At 63.4% G+C, this 23,902-nt stretch carries 21 protein-coding genes, 3 tRNA genes and 1 riboswitch; of the genes, 11 read left to right on the forward strand and 13 right to left on the reverse strand.

Going from position 1 to position 23,902, the window contains the following annotated elements:
* Window positions 1-73: 73 nt before the first annotated feature.
* Window positions 74-325, reverse strand: coding sequence for a hypothetical protein (locus ACVOLL_RS11270; RefSeq protein WP_481512988.1), 252 nt, complete (start codon window positions 323-325; stop codon window positions 74-76).
* A 157-nt stretch (window positions 326-482) separates the two neighbouring features.
* Here ACVOLL_RS11270 and parE point away from each other — a divergent pair, with 157 nt between their 5' ends.
* Window positions 483-2,372 (forward strand): DNA topoisomerase IV subunit B, encoded by a 1,890-nt coding sequence (gene parE, locus ACVOLL_RS11275; RefSeq protein ID WP_481512989.1) that lies wholly within the window; start codon window positions 483-485, stop codon window positions 2,370-2,372.
* Window positions 2,373-2,614: 242 nt separating this feature from the next.
* On the opposite strand, the gene ACVOLL_RS11280 is transcribed toward parE, so the two are convergent.
* Both ACVOLL_RS11280 and ACVOLL_RS11285 read right to left on the reverse strand, forming a co-directional pair.
* On the reverse strand, window positions 2,615-3,736 hold the full coding sequence (locus ACVOLL_RS11280; protein WP_481512990.1) for an inorganic phosphate transporter: 1,122 nt from the start codon (window positions 3,734-3,736) through the stop codon (window positions 2,615-2,617).
* A 12-nt stretch (window positions 3,737-3,748) separates the two neighbouring features.
* Window positions 3,749-4,375 (reverse strand): DUF47 domain-containing protein, encoded by a 627-nt coding sequence (locus ACVOLL_RS11285; protein ID WP_057628278.1) that lies wholly within the window; start codon window positions 4,373-4,375, stop codon window positions 3,749-3,751.
* Between the two features lie 276 nt (window positions 4,376-4,651).
* Between ACVOLL_RS11285 and ACVOLL_RS11290 the strand changes: the two genes are divergently transcribed.
* A complete protein-coding gene (locus ACVOLL_RS11290; RefSeq protein ID WP_481512991.1) occupies window positions 4,652-5,995 on the forward strand; it encodes a hemolysin family protein in 1,344 nt (447 codons plus the stop codon).
* The gene (locus ACVOLL_RS11295; protein WP_481512992.1) at window positions 5,979-6,653 is read left to right on the forward strand and encodes an exopolysaccharide biosynthesis protein; all 675 of its coding nucleotides are present in this window, start codon (window positions 5,979-5,981) and stop codon (window positions 6,651-6,653) included. The genes ACVOLL_RS11290 and ACVOLL_RS11295 overlap by 17 nt, the downstream gene beginning before the upstream one ends.
* A gap of 207 nt (window positions 6,654-6,860) precedes the next feature.
* Here the strand turns inward: ACVOLL_RS11295 and ACVOLL_RS11300 are convergent, their stop codons facing one another.
* The 3 genes from ACVOLL_RS11300 to ACVOLL_RS11310 all read right to left on the reverse strand — a co-directional run bounded on the left by ACVOLL_RS11300 (window position 6,861) and on the right by ACVOLL_RS11310 (window position 9,231).
* Entirely contained in the window at window positions 6,861-7,856 is a 996-nt protein-coding gene (locus ACVOLL_RS11300; RefSeq protein WP_481512993.1) for an LLM class flavin-dependent oxidoreductase, read from the reverse strand.
* A 111-nt stretch (window positions 7,857-7,967) separates the two neighbouring features.
* Window positions 7,968-8,723: a sulfurtransferase gene (locus tag ACVOLL_RS11305; RefSeq protein ID WP_481513030.1), complete on the reverse strand. Its 756-nt coding sequence runs from the start codon at window positions 8,721-8,723 to the stop codon at window positions 7,968-7,970.
* 142 nt (window positions 8,724-8,865) lie between these two features.
* Window positions 8,866-9,231 carry a DUF6164 family protein gene (locus ACVOLL_RS11310; protein ID WP_481512994.1) on the reverse strand — a complete coding sequence of 122 codons (366 nt, stop codon included), beginning with the start codon at window positions 9,229-9,231 and terminating at the stop codon, window positions 8,866-8,868.
* A 61-nt stretch (window positions 9,232-9,292) separates the two neighbouring features.
* On the opposite strand from ACVOLL_RS11310, the gene ACVOLL_RS11315 reads away from it, so the two are divergent.
* On the forward strand, window positions 9,293-9,724 hold the full coding sequence (locus ACVOLL_RS11315; protein WP_481512995.1) for an FKBP-type peptidyl-prolyl cis-trans isomerase: 432 nt from the start codon (window positions 9,293-9,295) through the stop codon (window positions 9,722-9,724).
* Window positions 9,708-10,937 carry a TIGR03862 family flavoprotein gene (locus ACVOLL_RS11320; RefSeq protein WP_481512996.1) on the forward strand — a complete coding sequence of 410 codons (1,230 nt, stop codon included), beginning with the start codon at window positions 9,708-9,710 and terminating at the stop codon, window positions 10,935-10,937. Before ACVOLL_RS11315 ends, ACVOLL_RS11320 begins: the two co-directional genes overlap by 17 nt.
* Window positions 10,938-11,141: 204 nt before the next feature.
* Here the strand turns inward: ACVOLL_RS11320 and ACVOLL_RS11325 are convergent, their stop codons facing one another.
* The 5 genes from ACVOLL_RS11325 to ACVOLL_RS11345 form a co-directional block, all read right to left on the reverse strand.
* A complete protein-coding gene (locus ACVOLL_RS11325; RefSeq protein WP_481512997.1) occupies window positions 11,142-12,764 on the reverse strand; it encodes an FMN-binding glutamate synthase family protein in 1,623 nt (540 codons plus the stop codon).
* A 31-nt stretch (window positions 12,765-12,795) separates the two neighbouring features.
* Window positions 12,796-14,085 carry a nucleotide sugar dehydrogenase gene (locus ACVOLL_RS11330; RefSeq protein WP_481512998.1) on the reverse strand — a complete coding sequence of 430 codons (1,290 nt, stop codon included), beginning with the start codon at window positions 14,083-14,085 and terminating at the stop codon, window positions 12,796-12,798.
* Between the two features lie 22 nt (window positions 14,086-14,107).
* A tRNA-Leu gene (locus ACVOLL_RS11335) sits at window positions 14,108-14,194 on the reverse strand.
* An 81-nt stretch (window positions 14,195-14,275) separates the two neighbouring features.
* Entirely contained in the window at window positions 14,276-15,688 is a 1,413-nt protein-coding gene (hemN, locus tag ACVOLL_RS11340; protein ID WP_481512999.1) for an oxygen-independent coproporphyrinogen III oxidase, read from the reverse strand.
* An 85-nt stretch (window positions 15,689-15,773) separates the two neighbouring features.
* On the reverse strand, window positions 15,774-16,157 hold the full coding sequence (locus ACVOLL_RS11345; RefSeq protein ID WP_481513000.1) for a group III truncated hemoglobin: 384 nt from the start codon (window positions 16,155-16,157) through the stop codon (window positions 15,774-15,776).
* Window positions 16,158-16,361: 204 nt separating this feature from the next.
* Here ACVOLL_RS11345 and ACVOLL_RS11350 point away from each other — a divergent pair, with 204 nt between their 5' ends.
* The 3 genes from ACVOLL_RS11350 to ACVOLL_RS11360 all read left to right on the forward strand — a co-directional run bounded on the left by ACVOLL_RS11350 (window position 16,362) and on the right by ACVOLL_RS11360 (window position 19,056).
* A complete protein-coding gene (locus ACVOLL_RS11350; protein WP_481513031.1) occupies window positions 16,362-16,625 on the forward strand; it encodes a hypothetical protein in 264 nt (87 codons plus the stop codon).
* Window positions 16,622-17,701 carry a 4Fe-4S dicluster domain-containing protein gene (locus ACVOLL_RS11355; protein ID WP_481513001.1) on the forward strand — a complete coding sequence of 360 codons (1,080 nt, stop codon included), beginning with the start codon at window positions 16,622-16,624 and terminating at the stop codon, window positions 17,699-17,701. Before ACVOLL_RS11350 ends, ACVOLL_RS11355 begins: the two co-directional genes overlap by 4 nt.
* 155 nt (window positions 17,702-17,856) lie before the next feature.
* Window positions 17,857-19,056 (forward strand): leucine-rich repeat-containing protein kinase family protein, encoded by a 1,200-nt coding sequence (locus ACVOLL_RS11360; protein ID WP_481513002.1) that lies wholly within the window; start codon window positions 17,857-17,859, stop codon window positions 19,054-19,056.
* Window positions 19,057-19,260: 204 nt separating this feature from the next.
* Here the strand turns inward: ACVOLL_RS11360 and ACVOLL_RS11365 are convergent.
* Together ACVOLL_RS11365 and ACVOLL_RS11370 are read right to left on the reverse strand one after the other, a co-directional pair.
* A tRNA-Cys gene (locus ACVOLL_RS11365) sits at window positions 19,261-19,334 on the reverse strand.
* Window positions 19,335-19,406: 72 nt separating this feature from the next.
* A tRNA-Gly gene (locus tag ACVOLL_RS11370) sits at window positions 19,407-19,482 on the reverse strand.
* Between the two features lie 241 nt (window positions 19,483-19,723).
* On the opposite strand from ACVOLL_RS11370, the gene ACVOLL_RS11375 reads away from it, so the two are divergent.
* The 3 genes from ACVOLL_RS11375 to pnuC all read left to right on the forward strand — a co-directional run bounded on the left by ACVOLL_RS11375 (window position 19,724) and on the right by pnuC (window position 23,836).
* Window positions 19,724-20,860: a phosphotransferase enzyme family protein gene (locus tag ACVOLL_RS11375; RefSeq protein ID WP_481513003.1), complete on the forward strand. Its 1,137-nt coding sequence runs from the start codon at window positions 19,724-19,726 to the stop codon at window positions 20,858-20,860.
* A 43-nt stretch (window positions 20,861-20,903) separates the two neighbouring features.
* Window positions 20,904-20,999, forward strand: a riboswitch (TPP riboswitch).
* A gap of 69 nt (window positions 21,000-21,068) precedes the next feature.
* A complete protein-coding gene (locus tag ACVOLL_RS11380; protein ID WP_481513004.1) occupies window positions 21,069-23,243 on the forward strand; it encodes a TonB-dependent receptor in 2,175 nt (724 codons plus the stop codon).
* Complete coding sequence (gene pnuC / locus ACVOLL_RS11385; protein WP_481513005.1) at window positions 23,240-23,836, forward strand: nicotinamide riboside transporter PnuC; 597 nt, start codon at window positions 23,240-23,242, stop codon at window positions 23,834-23,836. Before ACVOLL_RS11380 ends, pnuC begins: the two co-directional genes overlap by 4 nt.
* Window positions 23,837-23,902: the final 66 nt, after the last annotated feature.

Raw genomic sequence — 23,902 nt, forward strand, 5'->3', positions numbered from 1 at the left:
CTTGGATGCGGCGGATTAAAAAAAAGACGCCCCGACCTGCGCCGGGGCGTCCTTGAAACTCGGGGAAACCGCGTCAGCGACGGCGACGGGCTTCCTCTTCCTCTTCTTCACGCGGCGCCGGCTGGTCAGCCTTGGCCTTGTCCTGCGCAGCGGCGGCAGCGCGGCGCTTGGCCTTCTGCTCGGCGTCGCTCTGCGCCTTGTCGACCGGGGCAGCCTGCGCAGCCTCGGCAGCCTTGCCCTTGTCAGCGCTTTGCGCCATCACGAAGGGAACAGCGGCAACCGCAGCGACAACAACACCCAGGGCCAGCAATTCTGATGTTTTCATCCAAAACCTCCTCGGCTTGCCCCGCCTGGAATGGCGGGCCTTTTTGGAACCGGCTACAGGATACCTCGTCGCAGCTGCCCCGGCCCTGAATGCCCTGCGTGCAAAAATCGCCGCCAGACCGCACACTCCCACGTCGATTTGCGCCCTACCGAGATCCATGAACGCCCGTTACAACGCCGCTGACATCGAAGTCCTCTCTGGCCTGGACCCGGTCAAACGCCGTCCTGGCATGTATACCGACACTGCCCGCCCGAACCATCTGGCGCAGGAAGTGATCGACAACTCGGTCGATGAGGCCCTGGCCGGCCACGCCAAGACCGTGGAAGTCACCCTGTTCAAGGATGGCAGCTGCGAGGTCAGCGATGACGGCCGCGGCATGCCGGTGGACATCCACCCGGAAGAGAAGATCCCGGGCGTCGAACTGATCCTGACCAGGCTGCATGCCGGCGGCAAGTTCAACAACCGCAACTACACCTTCTCCGGCGGCCTGCACGGCGTCGGCGTATCGGTGGTCAACGCCCTGTCCACACTGGTGGAGATCCATATCCGCCGCGATGGCGCCGAGCACCGCATCACCTTCCGCGATGGCGACCGCGCCAGCCCGCTGGAGGTGGTCGGCAGCGTCGGCAAGAAGAACACCGGCACCCGCCTGCGTTTCTGGGCCGACCCCAAGTATTTCGACACGCCCAAGTTCAATGTGCGCGCACTGCGCCACCTGCTGCGCGCCAAGGCCGTGTTGTGCCCGGGCCTGACCGTCAAGCTGACCGACGAAGCCACCGGCGAAGTCGACACCTGGTATTACGAAGACGGCCTGCGCGACTACCTGAAGGCAGAGCTGGGCGAACGCGAAATGCTGCCAGCCGACCTGTTCGCCGGCAGCGTCAAGAAGGAAACCGAGATCGTTGACTGGGCCGTGGCCTGGCTGCCGGAAGGCGAGCTGGTGCAGGAAAGCTACGTCAACCTGATCCCGACCGCCCAGCACGGCACCCACGCCAACGGCCTGCGCACCGGCCTGACCGAGGCGCTGCGCGAGTTCTGCGACTTCCGCAACCTGCTGCCGCGCGGCGTCAAGCTGGCCCCGGAAGATGTATGGGACCGGGTCGCTTTCGTGCTGTCATTGAAGATGACCGACCCGCAGTTCAGCGGCCAGACCAAGGAACGCCTGTCCTCGCGCCAGGCCGCCGGCTTCGTCGAAGGCGCCGTGCACGACGCCTTCAGCCTGCTGCTGAACCAGAACGTGGAACTGGGCGAGAAGATCGCGCAGATTGCCATCGAGCGCGCCAGCGCTCGCCTGAAGACCGAAAAGCTGGTCACCCGCAAGAAGGTCACCCAGGGCCCGGCCCTGCCCGGCAAGCTGGCCGACTGCATCAGCCAGGACCTATCGCGCACCGAGCTGTTCCTGGTGGAAGGTGACTCGGCAGGCGGCAGCGCCAAGCAGGCCCGCGACAAGGATTTCCAGGCCATTCTGCCGCTGCGCGGCAAGATCCTGAACACCTGGGAAGTCGCCTCGGGCAGCGTACTCGCTTCGGAAGAAGTGCATAACCTGGCCATCGCCATCGGCTGCGACCCGGGCAAGGACGACCTGTCCGGCCTGCGTTACGGCAAGGTGGTGATCCTGGCCGACGCCGACTCCGACGGCCTGCACATCGCCACCTTGCTGGCCGCCCTGTTCCTGCGTCACTTCCCGTCGCTGGTGGACGCCGGCCACGTGTTCGTGGCGATGCCGCCGCTGTTCCGCGTCGACGTGGGCAAGCAGGTGTTCTATGCGCTGGACGAAGAAGAGAAGCGCTCGCTGCTGGACAAGATCGAGCGCGAGAAGATCCGCGGTCAAGTCAGCGTCACCCGCTTCAAAGGCCTGGGCGAGATGAACCCCTCGCAGCTGCGCGAATCCACCATCCATCCGGATACGCGCCGCCTGGTGCAGCTGACCGTGGACGACAGCGAGCAGACCTCGGCCTTGATGGACATGCTGCTGGCCAAGAAGCGCGCCCCGGACCGCAAGGGCTGGCTGGAGAGCAAGGGCGATCTGGCTTCGCTGGAAGCCTGATCCGCGCAAAGGTAATGCAGCGAAAGCCCGCCCTGACCGGCGGGCTTTTTGTTGCCCGCGCGCCGCTTTTGTAGGAGCGGCGTAAGCCGCGAAGCTGGTGCTGCTGGCGGGTCAGGATCTTTTGCCATCTGATGATGTGCTTGCTTCGCGGCTTACGCCGCTCCTACAAAAGCAGCCTGCGCCCCAACAAAAAACCCGCCATCGCTGGCGGGTTTCTGTTTGCAGGCTGCGAACCGATATCCTCAGTTCCAACCCACCATTTCGAACAGACGCAGGATCAGGTAAGCACAGCCACCTGCCGCCGGAATGGTCAGGATCCAGGCCCACAGGATGCGTTCAATCACGCCCAGACGCAGCGACTTCGGGTTCTTGGCGAAGCCAACGCCCATGATCGCGGTGGAGATGCTGTGGGTGGTCGAGACCGGCATGCCGAAGTGCGCAGCCAGGGTCAGGATCGTGGCCGAGCTGGTCTCCGCGGCAAAACCGTGGATCGGGTGCAGCTTGACCATCTTGTGACCCAGGGTCTTGATGATCTTCCAGCCACCGGAGGCAGTACCGGCTGCCATCACCACCGCACAGGTCAGCACGATCCACATGGCGATGCCGTTGCCAGCATTGGCATTGGGGTGCATGAAGGCCAGCCACGACGGCAGGTCGTTCAACGCACCGGCGGCCTCGGCACCAACCAAGGTCATCGCGATGATGCCCATGGTCTTCTGCGCATCGTTGTGACCATGGGCAAAGCCCATGTAAGCCGCAGAGACGATCTGCGCCTTGCCGAAGAAAGCATTGACCCAACGCGGGCGCGCCAGCCGACCGAGCACACCGCCGACGCGGGACATGCCGGCGATGATCGCCCACAACAGACACATCACCACGATACCGAGCAGGAAACCGGCAATCGGCGAAGTGATCATCGGTACGAACACCTTCCACAACAGGCCCTTGTTCTGCGCCCAGTTGCCGAGGTTCTGCGACCAGATCAGCGCATCCCAATTGTTATGCGCAGCGGCCAGACCCGCACCGCACAGACCACCAATCAGCGCGTGCGAGGACGAGGACGGCAGGCCTTTCCACCAGGTGATCAGGTTCCAGACGATGCCGCCGAGCAACGCGCACAGAATCACCTGCGGGGTCACATCGACTACATCGGTGTTGAGCAGGCCATTGGCGATGGTCAGCGCGACGGCGGTGCCGGTCAGCGCGCCGATCAGGTTCATGAAAGCGGCCAACATCACCGCCCAACCGGGCGACAGGACCTTGGTTGCCACCACGGTGGCGATTGAATTGGCGGTGTCGTGGAAGCCGTTGATGAACTCGAAGACGAGCGCGGCCAGAATCACCACCAGGACGAGGGTGAGCATAGAGCGTCCCCGTCAGCTGTTCTTGAGCACGATCTGGTAAGCCACCACGCCGGCTTCGCGGCAACGGTCGATGGCCTTTTCCAGGATCTCGAAGAATTCCTTGAGCAGGAACATCTGCAGGTTGTCCAAGCGACCGGAGTAGATGTCGCGGTACAGCTCCAGCATCAGACGGTCAGCCTCGTTCTCCAGCGAACGCAGCTTCTCGTTGAGCGCGGTCATGCGGTCCAGGTTCATGTGGCGCAGGTCGTTGACCATTTCCACCACCACACCTGCGGCCTGCTCCAGCATCGCTGCGCGCGGGGCGAAGTCGATCTGGTCCAGATGCTGTACGGCCAGCGAGTAACGGTCGGCAAACTTCTCGATCTGCTTGGGAATCTTGTACAGCGCCGAACCCAGCGCTTCGATGTCCTCACGCTCGATCGGGGTCATGAAACTGTCAACCAGTGCCTGGCTGATCTTGTCCGAGGCGGCGCGTTCGCGCAGACGGGCGAGCTTGAATGCATCCAGCGCCGGCTGACGATCGGCCTCGCGCATCATGCTGTGCAGTGCCTTGGCACCGTCATAGGCGGCCTGCGCGGCCTCGTCGAGGTAGGTGTAGAACTGCTTGCCGGAGCCAAAGATGGTCTGCAACGAAAACATGGGGAGCCTATTCGCCGTCGCGGGAGGGACGGCATCAGGGGCGAATTATGACGGCTAGATGGCATTCAGGGTATTCCCGGCGAGTTTTTTAGCCCAGAAATGTGAACGGGCGGCCCCACCTCGGCCCCGGCGGTTTGCTAATATCGCCCAGCGCCCTCGCGGTGCACCCTATGGAAGACGACCCTTATCCCCCGCCACAGCGCCGGATCCCGCCCCTGAGCGCCCGCCGCAGCCGCAAGCACCCGCCCTCCCTGTCACCAACCCGGGGAGAGACCCGTGTTTGAATTTTTTATCGTCCTGGCCCTGATTCTGCTGAACGGGTTCTTTGCCATGTCCGAGATGTCGGTCATGACCTCGCGCAAGAGCCGCCTCAAGCAGCTGGCTGGCTCCAGCAAGCGCGCCGCACGCGCCCTGGCCCTGTCCGAGAAACCCGAGAACTTCCTGTCCACGGTGCAGATCGGCATCACCCTGATCGGCATCCTGACCGGCGTGTACGGTGGCGACGCGATCGGCGGCGCCATCGCCCAGCACCTGCAGGCGTTCTTCCCGGCCCTGTCAGCCAACTTCTCGCTGTTCGGTGCGGTGCAGCCGTGGTCCGAGTTCCTCGGCAAGACCCTGGCAGTCGCACTGATCACCTATCTGACGCTTATCTTCGGCGAACTGGTACCCAAGCGCGTCGCTTTGACCCGCTCCGAGGACATCGCCGGCATTGTCGCGGTGCCGATGAGCTGGCTGGCACGCATTGCCGCCCCCGGCGTCTGGCTGCTGTCGCACTCGACCCGACTGGTACTGCGCCTGCTCGGCCTGGGCAAAACCGAATCGGCCTCGGTCAGTGAAGAGGAAATCCGCATGCTGGTGGCCGAAAGCCACGAGCAGGGCGTGATCGACAGCCACGAGCGCGACATGATGAACCGAGTCATGCGCCTGGGCGACCGCACCGCCGACAGCCTGATGACCCCGCGCAACCGCATCGCCTGGCTGGACACCAACGCTGGCCCGGAAAAGAACCTGTCCGCCATGCGCGACCATTCGTTCTCGCGCTATCCCGTGTATCGCGGCAACGACCAGGACATCGCCGGCATTCTTGAGGTCAAGAGCCTGGTCACCCGCCTCAGTGGCGGCAGCCACAACCTGTTCGAGAACCTGCGCGAGACGCTGTACGTCTCCGAGTCCACCCACGCGATGAAGCTGCTGGAGATCTTCCGCGAGGAGCACCAGTCAATGGCGCTTGTGGTGGACGAGTACGGCGAAATCCAGGGCCTGGTGACCATCTCCGACCTGATGGGCGCCGTGGTTGGCCGCCTGCAGGCCACCGAGAACACCGACGATGACGCTCTGGTCGTGACCCGCGAAGACGGCTCGTTGCTGGTCGACGGCTCGCTGCCGGTGGATGACCTGCAGGAGCTGATGAACGGCGCCGAGCTGCCGGATGCCGAGGAAGGCGATTACTACACCATAGCCGGCATGTGCATGCACTACTTCGGCCGCATACCGCACGCGAGCGAATACTTCGACTGGGCCGGCTGGCGCATCGAGATCGTCGACCTGGACGGTGCTCGCATCGACAAGCTGCTGCTGCGCAGGCTGCCGGAAGAAGACGCCGATGACACCACCGGTTGACCCGGACGGCAGCGTGCCGGACACCTGCAGGACCGAGACCGGCGGCTACCGCAACGAAGGCATCCGCACCCTGCTGGCGATGTTTGAACGCGGCGACCCGGATGAACATCTGCCGCTGGGTAAGGTTCTGCAAGGACTGGAGCAGAGCGCCTTCGGCGTCTTCCTGTTCATCGCCATCCTGCCTGCCTTCATCCCGATCCCGGGCATAGGCGGCGCGGTCAGCAGTCCGCTGGTGTTTCTGATCGGCAGCCAATTGTTGTTCGGCATGTCGCGGCCATGGCTGCCAGGCTTCATTGCCCGCCGCGGCCCCAAGCGCAGCACCGTGCACAAGTTCCTGAGCAGGATCAGCCGACCGCTGCAACGCCTGGACCGGATGTTGAAGCCTCGGCTGGCGGTGCTCATCGTGCCGCTCCCGGCGCGCATGCTGACCGGCGTGCTGTTGTTGCTGGTCGGCCTGCTGTTGTCGCTGCCGATTCCGTTCACCAACTACCTGTTCGGCTTCCAGCTGCTGCTGTTTGCGCTGGCCCTGCTCGAACGCGATGGCGCGCTGATGCTGTTCAACTGGCTCGGCGCGATTGCCGCCGGCCTGTTCTTCGGCTTCGGCTCCGGCCAGCTGATCAGCGAAAGCATCGCGCTGTTCGAGCGCATGACCAGTTGACGGCCCACGGCAGGTGGTAGTGCCGAGTCATGCTCGGCAAGAAGCTTTACCAGCAAAAGCAAACCCCTCCCCAACCCTCCCCTTCGCTACGCGAAAGGGAGGGAGCAGAAGCGTAGTGCCGAGCCATGCTCGGCGGGGGCTTTACCAGCAAAACAAACCCCTCCCCAACCCTCCCCTTCGCTGCGCGAAAGGGAGGGAGCGCAAGACTTACGCCGCGCCCACCCGTTGCCAGGCCTGCATCGCCAGATCAAACGAACGCAAGCGCGCCGCAGGGTCATAGATGTTGGCGGCCAACATCATTTCATCCGGGCGATGGCGCTCGACGAAGGCCGCCAAGCCCTCGGCCACCTGCGCCGAATCACCGACGATGCTGCAGGCCAAGGCACGCTCGACACCCGCCTTTTCGTGCGGCGCCCAGAACGCCTCGATGTCATCCACCGGCGGCGGGATACGCCCGGGCGTACCGCGCCGAAGATTGACGAAGGTCTGCTGCAGGCTGGTGAACAAGCGCTTCGATTCGGCCTCCGATTCGCTGGCCACCACATTCAAGGCCAGAATCGCGTAAGGCGCCTGCAAGTGCTCGGAAGGACGGAAGTCGCGGCGATACAAGGCCAGCGCTTCATCCATCGCATCCGGGGCGAAGTGCGAGGCAAACGCAAACGGCAGGCCCATCGCCGCCGCCAAGCGGGCGCTGAACAGACTCGAGCCCAGCAGCCAGACCGGCACCGGAATGCCGCCACCGGGCACGGCCTGCACCGACTGCCCGGGCTGTACCGGCGCGAAGTAGTGCAGCAGTTCGGCGACATCCTGCGGGAACTGGTCGGCGCTGTCGAAGTAACGGCGCAAGGCACGCGCGGTGGGTTGGTCGGTGCCGGGCGCCCGGCCCAGCCCCAGATCGATACGGTCCGGGTACAGCGAGGCCAAGGTGCCGAACTGTTCGGCCACCTGCAACGGCGAATGATTGGGCAGCATCACCCCACCCGAACCCACGCGGATGCGCGAAGTGCCACCGGCCACATGCCCGATCAGCACCGCGGTCGCGGCACTGGCGATGCCGGGCATGTTGTGGTGCTCGGCCAGCCAATAGCGGTGATAGCCCCAGCGGTCTGCATGCTGGGCCAGCTCCAGCATATTGGCAAACGCCTGCTGCGGGGTTGAGCCCTCGCAGACCGGGGCCAGGTCAAGGATGGAAAGGGGGGTCATTCTGCGGTCTCCATGGACGATACGAAGGACATGGGGTTCGTCCTCGCATTCTCCATGCAGTCACCACGACTTCGATCGGGACACTGTTTCCCACGCCCTGCCCGTGCGGGATCAGGCCTGGGCTTCGTCCTGCCGGTCCACCAGCGGCTGCAGCTGTGCATCCAGCGCTACGCGTTCATCAAACACGAAACAGCGGCCGTCATAGCCCTCGCCACCCACTTCCTCGAAGTAACCGAGGATGCCACCTTCCAGCTGTAGCACGTTGTGCATGCCGTCGTTCTGCATCCACAGCGCGGCCTTTTCACAACGGATGCCGCCGGTGCAAAAGCTGACCACGGTGGCGTCGGCCAACGACTCGCGATGAGGCTCCAGTGCGGCCGGCAGATCGGTGAACTTGGCGATCGGCAGCGTCAGCGCGCCCTCGAAGGTGCCATGGGCGAATTCCTGCCAGTTGCGGGTATCCAGCATCACCACGCGCTTGCCGTCGTCGTCATGGCCCTGCCGCAACCAACGCTGCACGGTGGCCGGGGCCACGCTGGGCGCGCGCGGGTAATCCAGCGGTTGCCCGTCTTCGCGGCGGAAGCTGATGATTTCCGACTTGAACTTGGCCTTCAGCCTGGCGAACGGCTGCATCTGGCTGTGGCTGTATTTGATGCGCATGTCGGCAAAGCGTGCATCGGTCTTGAGCTGGCCGTAGAAGCCCTCGATACCTTCACTGCTGCCGGCAAGGAACAGGTTGATGCCCTCCTCCGCGATCAGGATGGTACCGCGCAGCTCCAGCGCTTTAGCGCGTTCATGCAAGGTGGCGGTCAATGCTTCGGCATCAGCCAGCGGAACAAAAAGGTAGGCAGCGGTATTGACGATCATGCGCATAGTTTAAACGACCGGCCCCACGGGCGTTGTGGGAGCGGCGTAAGCCGCGAAGCTGGCATTGCCTGAAAAGCCCAAAGGCCAACCCCTCCCCAACCCTCCCCTCCTCCTGCGGAGCAAGGGAGGGAGCTGAAAGCCATCACCCCCGCAACAGGAAGTACGGCAGCAGCACCAAGGCCGACACAACCACCATGCCCAGCAACACCGCCACCACGAATAATGGCCGGCTGCGCAACATCGACCCGAACGTCTCCGCACTACCATCGCGCAGCGCCGCCTCCCGCTCGTCACGCACCCGCTGCCCGCGTTCAGCTTGATAGCTCGCCATCAAACCTTTCGCACGCGGCAGATCATCGTTCTCGCGCAGCCAGATGCCGCCATTGGAAATACCCCAAGGGCTGGGCTCGGTGCGATACCAGGCGATGCCATTGCGGTCGAGCAGTTCGCCGACCTCGAAGCTTTCGTCGTCACCGACATTACGTAGATTGAGCAGCAGTTTGGCCATGCCGCAATGATACCCGGCAGCGATGCGCTACCCTGCACGCCCATTTCCAACGGAGCGCACCATGCGCCGTCTGTTCATCCCGCTGCTGCTGTCCCTGTTGGCCGCCGGCTGCACCCCGCCGGGCCCACCTCCTGGCGGCACCATTGCCAAGTTCGAGCAGATCGACACCGTAGCCGGCAACGGCGCTGAAGCGGTGGCCGGCAGCAAGGTCAGCGTGCATTACACCGGCTGGATCTACGACGAGCGCAAGCCCGACAAACACGGCGAGAAGTTCGACAGCTCGCTGGATCGCGGCGAGCCGTTCAGCTTCAACCTGGGCGACAAGCAGGTCATCCGCGGCTGGGACGAAGGCGTGGCTGGCATGAAGGTTGGCGGCAAGCGCACCCTGATGATTCCGGCCGAATACGGCTATGGCAACCGTGGCGTTGGCCCGATCCCGGCCGGCTCCTCGCTGGTCTTCGATGTAGAACTGCTTGATGTCAAACCTCGCTGATAAAACCGTCGCCGTCATTGGCGGCGGCCCGGCCGGCCTGTTTGCCGCAGAGCATCTGCGTGCCGCTGGCTTGGCGGTCAACCTGTACGAGGCCAAGGGCTCGCCCGGTCGCAAGTTCCTGATCGCCGGCAAGGGTGGGCTCAACCTCACCCATTCCGACCCGCGCCCACTGTTCGACAGTCGTTACCGCGAACGCCAGGCCGAAGTTGGCGCATGGCTGGACGGCTTTGATTCCGAAGCACTGCGCCGCTGGGCGCAGGGTTTTGGTGTGGAAACCTATGTCGGCAGTTCCGGACGCGTGTTTCCGGTGGACCGTAAGGCAGCACCGCTGCTGCGCGGCTGGGTTCGCCGGTTGAAGGAGCAAGGCGTGCGCTTCCACGTGCAGCACCGCTGGCTGGGCTGGAACCCGGACGGCAGCCTGCGCATGGCCACCGCCGATGGCGAGATCAGTGTGCGCGCCGATGCCACGGTATTGGCGCTGGGCGGCGGCAGTTGGCCGGAGTTGGGCTCTGACGGCAACTGGATGTCGGTGCTGCAGGAACGCGGCGTCGATACCGCGCCGCTGCAATCGGCCAACTGTGGCTTCGACATCGACTGGACTGCCCATTTCCGCGACCGCCATGCCGGTGCACCGATCAAGCCTGTCGTTGCACACTGGACCGACCTGCAGGGCCAGCCGCAATCGCTGCAAGGCGAATGCGTGGTCAGTCAGTACGGCATTGAAGGCAGCCTGATCTATGCGTTGGCCGCTGACCTGCGCGAAACCCTCAATCGCGATGGTGCGGTGACGCTGGAACTGGATCTGGTACCCGGCCGCGACGAAGCCCGCCTGCTCGCCGATCTCGGCCGCGCCCGCAAGGGCCGCAGCTTCGGCGAACACCTGCGCCGCGCCGCTGGCCTGGATGCGGCCAAGGCAGGACTGTTGTTTGAAGTGCTGGGCAAGGACGCCGGCAACGATCTGGAAGCCGTTGCACGCACGCTCAAACGCCTGCCATTGCAGCTGCTACGCCCGCGACCGATGGCCGAAACCATCAGCACGGCTGGCGGCGTGAAGCTCGAAGCGATGGATGGCGGGCTGATGCTCAGCGCGCAACCAGGCGTGTTCTGCGCGGGCGAAATGCTGGACTGGGAAGCCCCAACCGGCGGCTACCTGCTGACCGCCTGTTATGCCAGCGGCCAACGTGCCGCAGAAGGTGTGATCCGCTGGTTGTAGTGCCGACCCATGGTCGGCAGCGACTTCACCGATAACGTCGCCCCGTAGTGCCGACCCATGGTCGGCAGAGGCCTTACCGATAACGTCGCCCCTTGTAGGAGCGGCGTAAGCCGCGAAGCTGAAAATCAATCCGACCACAAAAAAGCCCGCAGTTTCATCGCTGCGGGCTTCGCGGCTCACGCCGCTCCTACAGGCTGCCGAGGATCAACGCATCTTGCTGGTACGCAACGCCGCAATCCGGGCTGGCGGGGTGAACGAATCACTGCGCGCCTCGGCCCAATACTCGCGGAACACAGTGTGCTCTGGCACCTTGTTCAACAATTCGCCTGGTTCGAGATAACGGTACAGGCTGGCCAGCGAGCGGATCTCCACCGGCGATACGCGGCGAAGAATGTGCTCCGGACCCAGCTCGGAGGTATCGTGCAAGCCAGCAGCCCCGAGCAGGTCACGTAGCGCGCGCATGGTGTTCTGGTGGTAATTGAACACCCGCTGGCCCTTGTCGACCGGCTCCAGATGACGCCAACGGCTCGGGTCCTGGGTAGCAATGCCGGTCGGGCATTTGTCATTGTGGCAACTCAACGACTGGATGCAGCCCAGCGCGAACATATAACCGCGCCCGGCATTGCACCAGTCCGCACCCAAAGCGATGGTACGGGCGATATCGAAGGCCGTGGTGACCTTGCCGGCCGCACCCAATCGAATGCGATCACGCAGGCCAAGCCCCACCAAGGTGTTGTGCACCAGGATCAGCGCCTCGTTCATCGGCACGCCTACGTGATCGATGAACTCGGCCGGAGCCGCGCCAGTGCCGCCTTCGGCACCGTCGACCACGATGTAGTCCGGCAGCATCCCGGTTTCCAGCATCGCCTTGGCGATGCCGAACCATTCCCACGGATGGCCGATGGCCAACTTGAAACCAACCGGCTTGCCGCCGGACAGCTCGCGCAGGCGCGCAACGAACTGCAGCAGTTCAATCGGTGTGGAGAACGCTGAATGCTTGGATGGCGATACGCAATCCACGCCCATCGGCACGCCGCGCGTCGCGGAAATTTCAGCACTGACCTTGGCCGCCGGCAACACACCGCCGTGGCCCGGCTTGGCACCCTGCGACAACTTGATCTCGATCATCTTGACCTGATCGGAGCTCGCATTCTCGACAAAGCGCTCTTCGCTGAAGCGGCCGTTGTCATCGCGGCAACCGAAATAGCCCGAGCCGATTTCCCAGACCAAATCACCGCCATTCTCACGGTGATACGGCGAGATCGAACCTTCACCGGTGTCGTGGCAGAAGCCACCAAGTTTGGCGCCCTTGTTCAGCGCGCGGATCGCGTTGGCCGACAAGGAACCAAAGCTCATCGCCGAGATATTGAACACACTGGCCGAATAAGGCTTGGCGCAGTCAGGCCCGATCACCACACGGAAATCGTGGTGCGCAATACTGGTAGGCGCCAGCGAATGATTGATCCATTCGTAGTCCACCGCATACGCGCTACGCAGCGTCCCGAACGGGACCACATCCATCTCATTGCGTGAACGCTGATAGATCAGCTGACGCTGCTGCCGCGAGAACGGCACGTCTTCCAGATCGCTCTGCACGAAATACTGGCGGATCTCCGGGCCGATGGATTCGAAGCCGTAGCGGAAATGCGCCAACACCGGGTAGTTGCGACGCAGCACGCTGCGCCGCTGCAACACATCCCAGGTGCCGAGCACCGCCATCAGGCCGAACAGGCCAACGCCCCAGTACCAAGCAGGCCAGTGGGTAGCCAGCGCCAGTGATACTGGCAGCAGGATCAGTGCCAGCACATAAACCAGATAACGATGCATTACCGTCCTCGAACTACACGGATGGCGGATTCTACAACCGGTCGTCCACTACTTGCCTCGGCCAGGCCGATTTCACGTCGTAGACCACCATGTCCGGCACACCCAGGGCACGGATCTGCCCCTCGTCGAAGGCACGGAACTGCTGGTGCGCCACGGCCAGGACCACGGCGTCGTAGACACCTCGCTGCGGCGCCTTCACAAGCTCTACACCGCCCATGTCGTGCGCATTGCGCGGATCGGCCCAGGGATCAAACGCATCGACCTTTGCACCGGCTGCGGCAAACATCTGCACCAGGTCCAGCCCACGGCTGTTGCGCAGGTCAGGGCAATCCTCCTTGAACGTTACCCCCAGCACCAGCACACGCGCGTTCTGCAACGGCTTGTTCTTTCCTTCGAGCAGGCCACGTACACGGGTGACCACGTGCGCCACCACACGGTTGTTGACCTGGCGCGCGGTGTGGATCAGATCCGGGTGGTAACCCACGCTCTCGGATTTATGCAGCAGGTAGTAGGGATCAACGCCAATGCAGTGCCCGCCAACCATGCCGGGCCGGAACGGCAGGAAATTCCACTTGGTGCCTGCCGCTTCCAGCACATCCAACGTGTCGATGCCCAGCTTGTCGAAGATCAGCGCCAGTTCGTTGACCAGGGCAATGTTCACGTCGCGCTGGATGTTCTCCACCACCTTGGCCGCCTCGGCCACGCGCAGCGACGACGCCGGCCAGGTGCCAGCCGTGATGATGCGCCGATACAAGGCATCAACCACTGCGGCGGCCTCGGACGTGGAGCCTGATGTGATCTTCTTGATATCCGGCAAACGGCGCTGGCGATCGCCTGGGTTGATCCGCTCCGGGCTGTAGCCGCAATAGAAATCCTGGTTGAAACGCAGCCCGGAGCCCTGCTCCAGCAGCGGTACGCAGACCTCTTCAGTAGTACCCGGATATACGGTGGACTCGTAGATCACCAGATCACCACGCTTGAGCACCGCAGCAATCAGCGCACTGGCACTGCGCAGCGGCGCAAGATCAGGCTGCTCGTAAGCATCGATCGGCGTGGGCACGGTGACGATGAAAACATTGCGCCCGGCCAGCTCGGCCTTGTCCGCGGTGTAGCGCGCATGCAGCGCCGCGCTCAGCTCAGCGTCGTCCAGTTCCAGCGTATGGTCGTGCCCGGCCTGCAACTCTGCAACGCGGGCGATATCGATGTCGTAACCCAGGGTATCGAGCGTTTTACCGAACTCGACGGCCAATGGCAGGCCAACATAGCCCAAGCCGATGATTGCGATCTGCGGCGTTGCCGCGGCGGTGATCTCGGCGCCCATGCCATCCCCTGAGGTTGCGAACTGGTGCCCGGAGCCGGAATCGAACCGGCAAGGCCTTGCGGCCGGCGGATTTTAAGTCCGATGCGTCTACCAGTTTCGCCATCCGGGCATCGCAATAGCGTGCCTGATTGCGGCCCAATTGTGAATCACGAAGATTGGCGGCGGTGCCGAACCCGCCGCAAGCAAGGCCTCAGCCGATGGCCCGCGAGTAGCGTGCTGGCTGCTGCGCGGCCTTCAGATAGCGGTCAAAGCACATCGCGATCAGGCGCAGCAAGGGCCGGCCCTGCTCGGTGGCTGCGACCACGCCATCGTTGTAACTGGCCAAGCCGTCATCCTGCAGATGCCGCAGTGCAATCAGCTCCTCGGCAAAGTAGATGTCGAAATCGACATCATGCCGGCGCGCCAGCGCACGGCCATCCACGCTGCCATGGCACATCAACTGCTGGATCAGCTCCGCGCGCAGCATGTCGTCCCCATCCAGTTCCAATCCGCGCCATACCGGCACGCCGCCCTCGGCAATTTTTGCTTCCCAGTCCTTGAGATCGCGCGGATTCTGACTGTAGCTGCTATCGATATGACTGATCGCACTGACGCCCAGCCCCAACAGATCGCTGTCGGCATGGGTGGTATAGCCCATGAAGTTGCGATGCAGGCTGCCAGCACGCTGCGCACGCGACAGGTCTTCTTCCGGCAGCGCGAAATGATCCATGCCTATGTACTGGTAACCAGCCGCCGACAGCCGATCGACGGCCAGCCCCAGCAGCGCCAGCTTCTGCTCCGGGTCGGGCAGATCGCGGTCCTGGATCTGGCGCTGCGCCTTGAACATATGCGGCAGGTGCGCGTAGCCGTAAATCGCCAGCCGATCAGGGCGCGCCTGGATTACCGTATCCAGCGTGCGGCCAAACCCGGCAAGCGTCTGCAGCGGCAGACCATAGATCAGGTCCACATTCACCGAGCGCATGCCATGGTCACGGCAGGCCTGGATGATGGCCATCGTCTCATCCACGTCTTGCACGCGATTGATCGCCTGTTGCACCTGCGGGTCGAAGTCCTGGATGCCCAGGCTTGCGCGATTGAAACCCAGCTCTGCCAGCACACCGATGTCGTCGACGCTGACCGAGCGCGGGTCCAGTTCGATCGAGAAATCACGAGCACTGCTTTGGCTGAAATTGAACAGTTTTTCCAGCCCGCCAATCAATCGACGCAGCTGATCAGGGGCCAGGAAGTTGGGCGTGCCACCGCCCAGATGCAGCTGCACCACTTCGCGCTCGCGTGCAAACAGCGGCGCAAGCCAGTCCGCCTCAACCAGCAGCTGATCGACATAGCGTTCGCCCTTGCTGCGGTCGCGGCTGATCACGCGGTTGCAGCCACAGTAGAAACACGGGCTGCTGCAGTACGGCACATGCACATACAGCGACATCGGCCGCCCCACCGCGTTGCTGCGCGCTACCGCCGCACAGAACTGCGCCTGCCCATAACCATCATGAAAATGCGGGGCGGTTGGATAGGACGTGTAGCGTGGACCCGGCCGGTCATGCCGGCGCAGCAGGTCCGCGTCGAAGGTCCAGCCAAGGGCATTTGAGGTTGGCAGCGGCATGTTCATGGCGCCAGCTTGCCCCCGCCCAGGCATCATCGCCTTGAGTTAGATCAATTCACCTATTCATGAACGGGCCCAACCCGGCATCCGTTCAGAGTATCGGGAACGAAGGGGCGTGGTATCGACGCCAGATGGAGCCGGCCACCCGCCCGGCCGCCTCATCCGCCAAGGCCTGCATCGCCGGGTTGCCCAGCTCTGCCGTGGTCTGTGCAAACAACGCCAACCAGCGCTCAAACATCGGCCATTCCAGCCCGGGGATGGCCAGGTGCTTGGGCATGGGTGCGCCATTGAAGCGCGAGGTTCCACGCAGCAGGGCCGACCAAAAGTCGATCAGTTGTTGTAGATGCGCCTCCCAGTCGTGCACCCGCGCCTCGAATATCGGCCCCAGTACCGCGTCCTCGCGCACCCGCGCGTAGAAACGCCGCACCAGCAGCTCCACCTCTTCCTCACTACACACATCCGGTCCAGCCCGCACAACCCACCTCCTGTTGCCTAGCCCGAACTGACTACATCCGGCAACGCCCTGCTTGATCAGGATCAACGACGCACGCCGGCACAGCCCCTAGCCTTGCACACCGGGTCACCAGCTGGCGCCGAACCGCAGTGCTGCCAACCCGATTCTATTCCTTCGCCAAGAGGCCCCCGGGAATCCAAAATGACCGTTTCTGCCGACTCCAACATCCGCCGCCCGCTGCCATTGATTCAACGCCTGGGTGCCGTGGCGTGGCCCAGCTTTTTTACCGCAGCGGTGATGTCGGCGGTGTTCTTTGCGTTCATCGACCCGCTGGAACTGCAGCAGATCAGCTTCCCGCAGCACGTGATCAGCCGTGAAGTTGGCTATTCGCTGGGTTTCTTCATGTTCTGGGTTGGCACCTTGTGCGCGTGCGCAGTGACAGCGCTGCTATTGCGTCCCGCGCGCGAGCAGGAGGAAGTCTTCGAATGAAGCCTGTGCGCAGCATCGGCGAAGCCAGCGCCGGCACCGCGCGCAGGCGCGACAGGTTCCGCCAGCTCACCAGCCTGGCGATGCTGGCGGCGTTCTATGGCCTGCCTTGGCTGCACTGGGGCGGCAAACCCTGGCTGCTGCTCGACATCGATGCACGCCAGTTCCAGGTCACCGGCATCTCGATGCAACCGGAGCAGTCAATACCACTGCTCTGGCTTGCCTTGGCCACACTGGCCCTGCTTTGCCTTGCCACCAGCCTCTACGGGCGCCTGTGGTGCACCTATGCCTGCCCACAGACGGTGTTGACCCGCCTGTTCCGCAGACTGACCCGCCTGACCGATTTCAAAGGCAGGGCGAAGCCACTGGGAACACCACTTCGACACACACTGTGGGCGGCAATCTCGCTGTGGACCGGCATCAGCTTTGTGGGCTACTTCACGCCTATCGCAGAGCTGGCGCACGGCGTACTCACACTTACGCTCAGTGGCTGGGAATTCTTCTGGATCAGCTTCTACGGCCTGGCCACCTGGGCAAACGTGGTGTATCTGCACGAACAGGTCTGCAGCTATCTCTGCCCTTACAGCCGCGTGCAGCCACTGATTGCCGATGCACGCACGCCCTGCATCCAATACAACGCGCCGCGCGGTGAGCCACGTGGCGAGCGCGGCCAGGACAACGCCAGCGTATTGCATCGTTCACGCGGCCTGCTCGATGCAAGCACTGCGGCCGACTATGTATTCCGCGCCGCCCACCCAGCCATTGCCGGCGCCATGCCCAAGTTCAGTCCGGTCCACCTCGGGGACTGCACCGATTGCGGTGCCTGCGTTGCGGCCTGCCCGATCGGGCTGGATATCCGCAATGGTCGCTCCAGCAGCTGCATCGAATGCGGCAACTGCATGGATGCCTGTGACGATGTGATGGCCAGCAAGCACTACCCACTGGAGCTGATCCATCGCGCCCGTCCAGCCAACGATGGCGATACCGCCCCCCCCGGATTGCGCATCAAGCCGTTGGCGTTCGCCGGCATCACGTTGCTGTGCTTCGTCCTGGCGGCATTCACCGCTGCAAGCATTTAGCCGGGCGCAGCATGTAGAGGCTGTGGGAGCGGCGTAAGCCGCGAAGTTGACATTGCTTGAACCATGGACATCCCTGCCATCTGATGATCTATCGGCTTCGCGGCTTACGCCGCTCCCACAAAAGCCTTGTGTTGGAGCCGGTACACTCGCACTGCATGCATACCCTTGAAGATCTCAAAAGCGGCGCCCTTGTCGGCGCCAACGCTGTTCGACTGGTCAACCTGGGCCTGACCGAATTCCCGCAGGCGCTGTTCGCCTTGGCCGAGACGCTGGAAGTATTGGACCTCTCCGGCAACCAACTCACCTCCTTGCCCGATGACCTGCAGCGACTGCGCAAGCTGCGCATCCTGTTCTGCTCCAACAACCCGTTTACGCATTTGCCGGTTGCACTTGGCGACTGCGAGCAGCTCGAAATGGTCGGCTTCAAGGCCTGTGAGATTGCGCAGGTATCCGAACGCAGCCTGCCAGCACGGCTTCGCTGGCTGATTCTCACCGACAACCAGCTCAGTGAATTACCCGCAGAACTTGGCCAGCGCCCACGGCTGCAGAAGCTTATGCTCTCCTGCAACCAGCTCACTGCACTACCTGACCTGAGCAATTGCAAAGCACTGGAGCTGTTGCGGATAGCCAGCAACCATTTCAATGAAATTCCAGCAACCGTGCTTGCATTGCCAAACCTGGCCTGGCCGGCGTTGGCCGGCAATCCACTGACTGCGGACGCCGAACACGCCGCATTGGTGGAAGCGCATCACCACGCCATCCACTACGACGATCTGGATATCGGCGAGCTGCTGGGCGAAGGGGCGAGTGGGCACATCCACCGCGCCACCCTCAAGCACAGCAATGAAACGATTGCCGTCAAAGTATTCAAGGCGGCATTTACCAGCGATGGCACGCCGCAGTCAGAACTCGCCGCAGGCTTGGTTGCCGCTGGCCACCCGAACCTGCTTACCCCGCTGGAGGTGGTTGAAGGCCACACGACAGGCCGCTTGGCAGTTGCATTGCCTTTGCTTCCACCGGTTTACGTCAACCTGGCCGGCCCGCCCAGCCTTTCCAGCTGCACGCGCGATGTCTATGCAACGCATGCGCGCTTTACGCCTGCCATCACCGAGCGCCTGCTGGGCTGCATCCGCGCGGCGCTCACCCATCTGCATGCGCAGGGCGTGCTGCATGGCGACCTGTACGCCCACAATATTCTGTGGAACCCAGCCACCGGCGAGGCAGTACTGAGCGACTTCGGTGCAGCGATGCTGACTGGCGCGTTGCCACCTGCACAACGCAGCCAGTTGCAGGCAATCGAGTGGCGCGCATTCGCGCACCTCGAAAATGAAATCGTCGCACGCATCTGCAGCTGACAACAGGGCTTGCCTGCTGCTTACTCGCCTGCGCAGCGAGTATTTGTACTCGCGTGCGCGCACTCTGCGCATGCCAACGCGAGTCAGCCACTGGAAAACGAGTGTCAACCGCGCCTTTTGCCCTCTGAATCGGGGACTGCGGGCCGATGAGAAATCGCAGAAAACAAAAAAGCCCTGATTTCTCAGGGCTTTAGTGCTTACTCATGGAGGCCTGGGTCGGAATCGAACCGGCGTACGCGGATTTGCAATCCGCTGCATAACCACTCTGCTACCAGGCCAAACAATTGCACCGCCGAAGCACTACACCGCCTCGACATGAAAAGACCCCGCTGCGGGGGCCCTTTCCGATTTGGAGCGGGAAACGAGACTCGAACTCGCGACCTCAACCTTGGCAAGGTTGCGCTCTACCAACTGAGCTATTCCCGCGGTGTGGGCGAATAATACAGACTTCGGCTGATCCGCGCCAGCGCTTTTTAACAATTCCTTTCACACGGGTTGCCTGGCTGTCGGCATTGGATCTTGAATCCCTGTAGAGCCGAGCCATGCTCGGCTGGGGCCTTACCGGGAAGGCCCCTTGCCAAGCATGGCTCGGTTCTACATCCAGCAGCCTTGGCGGAGCTGACGTACCATCGCGCCTCCCTCGCATCACCTGTCCCAGCCCGTTCCGATGACCCAGCAATCACACCGCGTGCAAGGCCTGAACAACGATGAGGTGGCCGCCGACTGGCCCGCCATCAATACGGCCGAGCTTGCCTGGCTGTGTAATCACTACCCGCAACTGGATGCTGGCAGCACCCTGCTTTGGCACAGCCCGCGACCGATGTCGGCCGCAGCTATTGTTCAGGGCCCGCACGGCAAGGTCTTCGTCAAACGGCACCACCGACTGGTGCGCAGCGCCACTTGCCTGCAGGAAGAGCATCAATTCATCACCCACCTCGCCAAGGCAGGGGTGCCGGTTGTCCAACTCCTGCATGGCCACGATGGCCAGACTGCCACTGAGCACGACGACTGGACCTACGAACTGCACGCCGTAGCCGATGGCCAGGACCTGTACCGCGACGCCCCGTCGTGGACGCTGTTGACCGAGACCGAACGCGCACGCGCCGCCGGGCACATGCTGGCGACCCTGCACCGCGCCTCGGCCAGTTATCTCGCGCCCCAACGCAGCACCCACCTGCTGGTCGCCCGCGATGAGCTGATCCGTACTGAAGACCCGATCTCCGCAATCAAGGCCGATCTCGACAACCGGCCCGGCCTTGCCCGCTACCTGGCCCGCATTCCGTGGGAGCAACAACTGCAGCGCAGCGTCTTGCCTTGGCACGTCGGCCTGGCCGCGCGCCTGCAGGCGGAACCTCGACTCTGGGCGCACAACGACTGGCACGTCTCCAACCTGCTGTGGGGCCATGGCGACAACGCGATGCAGGTCAGCAGCGTGCTCGATTTCGGCCTGGCCTCCCCCACCAGCGCCCTGTTCGATCTGGCCACCGCCATCGAACGCAACGCCGTGGCCTGGCTGGAACTGGAACGCGGCGCCGAGGCGGTGCGTATCGATATCGCGCTGGCCTTGCTCGCTGGCTACCGCGAGGTGTTGCCCTTGTCGGCCGAGCGGGTACACCTGCTGGCCGATCTGCTGCCAATGGTGCATTTCGACTTTGCACTGTCAGAAGTCGAGTATTTCGAAGGCATCACCGGCTCCACCACAAATGCCGATGTCGCCTGGCAACCATTCATGCTCGGCCACCCCGAATGGTTCGCCAGCCAGCATGGCCAAGCCCTGTTGCAGGCCCTGCACGCGGCCGCCTGAAGCGGCCCGACTCGCAAATCATTCGCATTTGTAGTGAAATGGCGCCCTGAAGCGGGGGTGCCTGGATTTGCCAGGCTGAGAGAGTCCCTTGGAACCTGATCCGGTTTGCACCGGCGTAGGGAGCTTTGAGCAGCAGCCGTAGCGCCGTCATTGGCGCTGCGCATGCGCGCCTTCGCTTCGTCTCCCTTGTTGCCTGAAGACGAATCGAATGAACCGCTGCCTGCGCCCCACGTTGCTGTCTCTCGCCCTGAGCACCGCCCTGCCGCTGTACGCCAGCGACACCGGCCTTGATGCCACCGCCGAACATTCCCCGACCGAGCTTGCCGCCGTACGCGTACAGGCCCGTCAGCCAGAAGCGGACAACTCCCGCGCCAACAGCTTTGGCAGCGGAGACTGGAAAAGCACGCCGGCATCGATGAACGTGCTGGACCGCGACTTCCTCGACCACCAGCAGGTGCGCTCGCTGTCCGAGCTGGCCAGCAATGACGCCTCACTGGGCGATGCCTACGCCCCTGTCGGTTATTACCAGAACGTCGCCATCCGCGGCTTCGCGCTGGACACCGCCACCGGCTACCGCTTCAACGGCATGTCGATCGCCGGCGAACAGCGTCTGGCGCTGGAGAACCTGCAGTCGGTGGAAGTATTGAAGGGCGAAGCTGGCCTGGCGGCCGGCGTGATGGCACCGGGTGGCATCATCAACTACGTCGGCAAGCGACCGGCCGAAGTACGCACCGTCACCCTCGGCACCGACAACGAAGGCTCGCGCTATGCCGCCATCGACGTCGGCCACTGGCTGACCCCGCGCCTCGGCCTGCGCTTCAACGCAGCATGGGACGACAGCGCGTCCTATATCGAACATGCCGATGGCCGCCGCAACTTCTATTCGCTGGCGACCGACTGGTTGATCGGCGAGCGCGGCAAACTCGAAGTGGATGCCAACTACCAGACCAGCGCGCAGCGCTCGGCTTCCGGCTACCAGTTGCTGGGCGGAAGCGAACTGCCGACCGGCGTGGACCGCGAGCAGTTGCTCGGCTACCAGCCGTGGCAGCAGCCGGTAGGCATCGCCAGCACCAACATCACCGCGCTGCACACCTACGACTTCAACGCCAATTGGCAATCGCGCGTTGCCGTCAGCCACAGCCGCACGGTGATCGATGACAACGTCGCTTTCGCCTATGGCTGCTACTACGCCGCCGAATGTGCCGATGGCAGCGTGCCGGGCAATTACTTCGCCCCCAACGGCGATTACGACATCTATGACTACCGCAGCCCGGACGATACCCGTCGCAACCAGGAGCTGCGTGCCGAGCTGCGCGGCAGCTTCGACACCGGCAGCATCGGCCATCAGCTGACCGTGGGTGCCGACCAGTTCCGCCGCACCGTGGACAAGCGCCGCAACGTCAACGAATACGTCGGCACCGTCAACATCCACGACAAGCAGCTGCCCGTGTTCGAGCCCTCGCCGCTGATGCCGGGCGCGTCCGCACGTCGCCTGGACAGCCGCCAGACCGCCGTCTTCGCACTGGACCGCATCCAGCTCAATGAAGACTGGCAGTGGCTGGCCGGCGGCCGCTACGTGCGCCTGAACGAACGCGCCTATGACAAGCGCGGCAATCCAGAACGTCGCAGCCGCCTGTCACGTTTCCTGCCGCAGACTGCGGTGATGTGGAAGGCCAGCGACAGCATCAATGCCTACGCCAGCTATGTCGAAGGCATCTCGCTTGGCCAGGAAGCACCGTTCTGGACCGCCAATGCCGATACCTTCCTGCCCGCGGTGCGGTCGCGCCAGCTCGAAGTTGGCGTGAAGTACGCCAGCAGCGAGCAGCTGACGCTGGGCGCGGCACTGTTCCGCACCACCCAGCCGTACCAGTACGCAAAGCCCGATGATAGCGACGTCGGCTACACCTTCGTAGAGGAAGGCAAGCAGGCCCACGTCGGCCTGGAACTGACCGCCAACGGCCAGCTCACCGATGCACTGCAGATCGTCGCCAGCGCCAGCGTATTGCAGGCACGTGCGCGCGACACCGGCACACCGAGCTACGAAGGCCACCAACTGGTCAACGTACCCAAGCTGCGGACCAGTGTGCACCTGAGCTATGCCCTGCCCTTCGTCGAAGGGCTGGACCTGACCGGCGGCTGGCGTTACGCATCGGCCAATACCGCGCGTGCTGATGGCGCGGTACGCGCACCGAGCTACAACGTGTTCGATGCCGGCCTGCGCTTCCAGCATCAGTTGCAAGGCCACGCAGTGAACTGGAACCTGTCGATGGACAATCTCTTCAACCGCTTCTACTGGCGCGATACCGGCAGCAGCATGGGCGATTACTACCTGTTCCCGGGCGCACCGCGGCAGGCACGCGTATCGGTGAGCGTAGCGCTGTGAACAGCGCCACGCTCGAATGGTCGGCCGCGCTATGCAGCATCCTCGGTGTCTGGCTGATGGCGCAACGGCGGATGGTTGCGTGGCCGGTCGGCCTGCTGTCGGTGGCGCTGTATGCACTGGTGTTCGCCGAAGCCAAGTTGTATTCGGACACGCTGCTGCAGCTCGCCTTCGCCGTTTTCCTCGTCTATGGCTGGATCAACTGGCGCCGCCACGCCGCCGACGAAGGCAGTGTGCGCATCGTGCCCTTGTCACGCAGCAAGATGCTGCGTGACCTGGGCATCGGCGTGCTTGGCGGCATCGCACTTGGCGCCGGCATGCACAGCTTCACCGATGCATCGCTGCCATGGCTGGACGCGATACTGACCGGATTGAGCCTGGTCGCACAGTGGTGGCAGGCACGCCGTCATACCGCCACCTGGTGGCTGTGGATCGTGGTCGACGTGGTGTACGTGGGCGCGTATCTGTTCAAGTCACTGCATGTGACCGCGGCGCTGTACGTGTTCTTCCTCGGTCTTGCCGTGATCGGGTTGCGTGCATGGAGTGCAGCGGCCCACACCTCTACTGCGGAACCTGCTGCGCACGGCGCGCGCTGAGCAGCGTCACGCATTACCAGCTGCTGCCGATGTCGGCAGCAGCTGGCTGAAGGTAAATCGCGGACA

The sequence above is a fragment of the Stenotrophomonas sp. STEN035 genome (assembly GCF_056759935.1).

Excerpts from the sequence above, each read along its gene's own strand:
- ACVOLL_RS11270 (WP_481512988.1), bottom strand. The coding sequence starts at position 325 with ATGAAAACATCAGAATTGCTGGCCCTGGGTGTTGTTGTCGCTGCGGTT.
- parE (WP_481512989.1), top strand. The coding sequence starts at position 483 with ATGAACGCCCGTTACAACGCCGCTGACATCGAAGTCCTCTCTGGCCTG.
- ACVOLL_RS11280 (WP_481512990.1), bottom strand. The coding sequence starts at position 3,736 with ATGCTCACCCTCGTCCTGGTGGTGATTCTGGCCGCGCTCGTCTTCGAG.
- ACVOLL_RS11285 (WP_057628278.1), bottom strand. The coding sequence starts at position 4,375 with ATGTTTTCGTTGCAGACCATCTTTGGCTCCGGCAAGCAGTTCTACACC.
- ACVOLL_RS11295 (WP_481512992.1), top strand. The coding sequence starts at position 5,979 with ATGACACCACCGGTTGACCCGGACGGCAGCGTGCCGGACACCTGCAGG.
- ACVOLL_RS11300 (WP_481512993.1), bottom strand. The coding sequence starts at position 7,856 with ATGACCCCCCTTTCCATCCTTGACCTGGCCCCGGTCTGCGAGGGCTCA.
- ACVOLL_RS11305 (WP_481513030.1), bottom strand. The coding sequence starts at position 8,723 with ATGATCGTCAATACCGCTGCCTACCTTTTTGTTCCGCTGGCTGATGCC.
- ACVOLL_RS11310 (WP_481512994.1), bottom strand. The coding sequence starts at position 9,231 with ATGGCCAAACTGCTGCTCAATCTACGTAATGTCGGTGACGACGAAAGC.
- ACVOLL_RS11315 (WP_481512995.1), top strand. The coding sequence starts at position 9,293 with ATGCGCCGTCTGTTCATCCCGCTGCTGCTGTCCCTGTTGGCCGCCGGC.
- ACVOLL_RS11320 (WP_481512996.1), top strand. The coding sequence starts at position 9,708 with ATGTCAAACCTCGCTGATAAAACCGTCGCCGTCATTGGCGGCGGCCCG.
- ACVOLL_RS11325 (WP_481512997.1), bottom strand. The coding sequence starts at position 12,764 with ATGCATCGTTATCTGGTTTATGTGCTGGCACTGATCCTGCTGCCAGTA.
- ACVOLL_RS11330 (WP_481512998.1), bottom strand. The coding sequence starts at position 14,085 with ATGGGCGCCGAGATCACCGCCGCGGCAACGCCGCAGATCGCAATCATC.
- hemN (WP_481512999.1), bottom strand. The coding sequence starts at position 15,688 with ATGAACATGCCGCTGCCAACCTCAAATGCCCTTGGCTGGACCTTCGAC.
- ACVOLL_RS11355 (WP_481513001.1), top strand. The coding sequence starts at position 16,622 with ATGAAGCCTGTGCGCAGCATCGGCGAAGCCAGCGCCGGCACCGCGCGC.
- ACVOLL_RS11360 (WP_481513002.1), top strand. The coding sequence starts at position 17,857 with ATGCATACCCTTGAAGATCTCAAAAGCGGCGCCCTTGTCGGCGCCAAC.
- ACVOLL_RS11375 (WP_481513003.1), top strand. The coding sequence starts at position 19,724 with ATGACCCAGCAATCACACCGCGTGCAAGGCCTGAACAACGATGAGGTG.
- ACVOLL_RS11380 (WP_481513004.1), top strand. The coding sequence starts at position 21,069 with ATGAACCGCTGCCTGCGCCCCACGTTGCTGTCTCTCGCCCTGAGCACC.